The following is a 3048-nucleotide window of genomic DNA, read 5'->3' as shown; positions in this document are numbered from 1 at the left end:
AAATTTTCATAATCGCCCGATTTTTGATTTTCGTTTCGGATGATAAAGCCGATCGGAGTGCCCGTGCTGACGCCATCAAACACGCCGCTTAAAATCTCCACGCGGTCGCCTTCGCTCCTTGCCGTGGCAAATTTCGAGCCGCCTGGCTTTCGTTTATCAAGCTCGCTTTGGATAAAATTTAAATCTATACGCACGCCCGCGGGAAAGCCGTCTAGTACGCCGCCGATCGCCGCTGCGTGACTCTCGCCGAACGTCGTTAGCGTTAGTTTGCGTCCGAAGGTATTCACTTGCCCTCTCCCAAAATCTCAAGCGCGGTTTTAGCGGCTTTTTGCTCGGCTTCTTTTTTGCTCTTGCCCGCGGCTCGCGAGATTTCGCGCTCGTTTAGCATCAGCGCGATCTCAAATTCCTTCTTGTGATCGGGGCCTTTTGAGCCCACCAGCACGTATTTTGGTATCTCGGCGAAGCGCGCTTGAGTGAGCTCTTGCAGCGCGGTTTTGTAGTCTTTTACCATGCGGTCGAAATTTATATCGGGGTAGCATCTCTCAAAGGCCTTTAGGCTAGCTGCGCGCACGGCGTCAAAGCCGCTTTCTAGGTAGATCGCGCCCATCAGCGCCTCAAATGCGTCCGAGAGGATCGATGCTTTTAGCCGTCCGCCGTTGTGCTCCTCGGCCTGCGAGATGTTGATGAGTTGGCCCAAATTTAGATATTTAGCCAGCTCGGCGAAGCTTTTTTCGTTTACGAGCGCGGCGCGCAGTTTGCTTAGATCGCCTTCGCTTAGGCGCGAAAATTTGTGAAAAAGATAATCCCCGATCACCAGATCCATCACCGCATCGCCCAAAAACTCGAGCCTCTCGTTGTTTGCGCCGCCTTTTACGCTTTTGTGCGTGAGCGCGGTTTTTAGCAGCTTTTCGTCTTTAAATTTATATCCTAATTTCTCTTCCAAATTTCGCATTATTCGCCTTTTAAGCTATTTTTTATCTTTACGGCTTGTTTTCGCGCCATCTCGTCGCAAAGCTCGTTTTGCGGGTGTCCGGCGTGGCCTTTGACCCAGATCGCCTCGACCTCGTGCGGCTCGCTAGCGGCCAGATATTCCTGCCACAGCGGGACGTTTTTTACGTTTTTAAAGCTTTTCTTTACCCAGCCCTCTAGCCACGCATTTACGGCGTTTGCGACGTATGAGCTATCGGTGTAGAGCTTTACGCGGCAGGGCTGCTTTAGCGCTTTTAGCCCCTCGATCGCCGCTCGCAGTTCCATTTGATTATTTGTCGTGTGCGCCTCGCCGCCGCTTGCCGTTTTTTTGTGCTCGCCGTACTCTAGGATGTACGCCCAGCCGCCCGGTCCCGGGTTATCCAGACACGAGCCGTCGCTAAAAAGGCATACTGTTTTCATCAGGTTTTTCCGTGATGTGAGGCAAAATTTGCACGCTGCCTAGCTCGCTACACATCGGACAGCGGTAAAAATGCATCGGAAAGGCGTTTTTGCAGCTCTTGCAAACGTAGTTAAAGCTAAGCGCGGCCTTGTCGTAGTTTGCCGCTTTTAGCTTCTTTAAAACCTCTAGCTCAAAGCCCAGCGGCGCACCGTCCTCGTCGCTCATGCCTTTGATGAAAAACAGGCTCTTATACTCGGGATCGGTTAAATTTACGGGCGTGTTTTGATAATAAACCAAATCCAAAACGTCCCCTAGCGGCGGAAAATCGGCAAAATCCTTAAGCCCCGAACCGTTTAAATTTAATCTCTCCATCGCCATACGCCGCACGAGCGCAAATTCGTCCTTTAGGGCTAAAATTTCGCCGATTTTGGCCGCTTCGTCTTTGCTTTTATCCACTAAAATTTGCAGTGCCTTGATATACGCCGTCTGCGCCCTCACGCCCTCGCCGAGCTCCTGCAAAGCATCCAGGGCCTGCAATGCGCCCTCATAGTCTTTTAACTTTTCGAAAATTATCGTTAGAGATTTTAGCGCGATTTGATTTCGCGGAGAGATTTTTAGCGCCTCTAAAAACACGCTCTTTGCGCGCTCAAGAAAGCCCGCTTTAAAATAAGTCTGACCAAGATCGGTAAAAATTTGCTCCTTTGCCGCGCGGTTTTTAGCCCGCTCCAAAGCCACGGCATAGACGTTGATAGCCTTTTCAAAATACCCGCTTTTTGAAAACGTCCCCGCCAAAAAGCACATCGTAGCCGTATCCGCGCCCGAGTTTATCAAAAGCTGTTTGTTTTCGTCGCTAAGACCCTGAGATTTGCCGAATTTTTTCAAAAATCCCGCGATCTCCGCCTTTTCGTCCTTGCTCTTAAAAACGCCCCACGCGTAGCTAAAAACGGCGATCACGAGCACCGCGGCGACTAGCACCACGAGACCGAAAATCGGGTCTCTAAATTCGATAAAAAATATATCCAAAATGCCGCTTTCTAAAGTCAAATTTAACGCCGATTATAGCAAAACGATTGTATAATCTCGCTTATGATCGATCCAAAATCAATAGAAAGACTAAAAGCGCAAACCGATATCGTCGATATAGTCGGGCACTATCTGCCGCTGAAAAAAAGCGGCGCGAACTTCGTGTGCGTCTGCCCGTTTCACGACGATAAAAACCCGAGCATGAGCGTGAGCCCGTCGCGCGGGATATTTCACTGCTTTTCGTGCAAAGCCGGCGGCGACGCGATCAAATTCGTGATGGACTACGAAAAGCTAAGCTACCCCGAAGCCGTCGAAAAGATCGCGAGTTTGCAAAATTTCACGCTAAACTACGTGCGCGGCGGCGAACCGGCGAAAGAAAACAAGCACATCCTAGAAAACGCAAACGCCTTTTACCGCTCGCTGCTTTACAAAACGCCCGCGGCCGTCGAGTATCTCTACTCGCGCGGTATCACGGACGAGCTGTTAGATAAATTTGAGCTAGGTTTCGCGCCTGAGAGCGCACAGACGATAAGGCTACTGCAAAACGAACACATCGAGCCCAAAGAAGCCCTAGAAGTCGGCATCGTAAAGCAAAACGAAAACGGCATCTACGCTAGCTTCATAAACCGCATCACCTTTCCTATCTATACGCACGC

5 protein-coding genes are annotated in these 3048 nt (G+C 50.3%); 1 reads left to right on the top strand and 4 read right to left on the bottom strand.

All coding sequences use genetic code 11. The features are described from left to right. From Q0314_RS06940 to Q0314_RS06925, 4 genes are all read right to left on the bottom strand, one after another. Positions 1–287, bottom strand: a 287-nt coding sequence (locus Q0314_RS06940; protein ID WP_298057763.1) for a chorismate synthase, incomplete at its 3' end; no start/stop codon positions are given. Further along, positions 284–952, bottom strand: coding sequence for a ribonuclease III (gene rnc / locus Q0314_RS06935; RefSeq protein WP_298057761.1), 669 nt, complete (start codon positions 950–952; stop codon positions 284–286). The genes Q0314_RS06940 and rnc, both read right to left, overlap by 4 nt. Next, positions 952–1389 (bottom strand): ribonuclease HI, encoded by a 438-nt coding sequence (rnhA, locus tag Q0314_RS06930; RefSeq protein ID WP_298057760.1) that lies wholly within the window; start codon positions 1387–1389, stop codon positions 952–954. The genes rnc and rnhA overlap by 1 nt, the downstream gene beginning before the upstream one ends. Further along, positions 1367–2392, bottom strand: coding sequence for a hypothetical protein (locus Q0314_RS06925; protein ID WP_298057759.1), 1026 nt, complete (start codon positions 2390–2392; stop codon positions 1367–1369). The genes rnhA and Q0314_RS06925 overlap by 23 nt, the downstream gene beginning before the upstream one ends. Before the next feature lie 63 nt (positions 2393–2455). Here Q0314_RS06925 and Q0314_RS06920 point away from each other — a divergent pair. After that, positions 2456–3048: CHC2 zinc finger domain-containing protein (locus Q0314_RS06920; protein WP_298057758.1), on the top strand; the 593-nt coding region annotated here is incomplete at its 3' end.

This window comes from uncultured Campylobacter sp. (assembly GCF_938040115.1).
Taxonomy (GTDB): domain Bacteria; phylum Campylobacterota; class Campylobacteria; order Campylobacterales; family Campylobacteraceae; genus Campylobacter_A.
Note: the sequence above shows the minus strand (reverse complement) of the source record. Positions and strands in the feature narration are given on the sequence as shown.

Coding starts and splice junctions, on each gene's coding strand:
- rnhA (WP_298057760.1), bottom strand. CDS start 1,389: ATGAAAACAGTATGCCTTTTTAGCGACGGCTCGTGTCTGGATAACCCG.
- rnc (WP_298057761.1), bottom strand. CDS start 952: ATGCGAAATTTGGAAGAGAAATTAGGATATAAATTTAAAGACGAAAAG.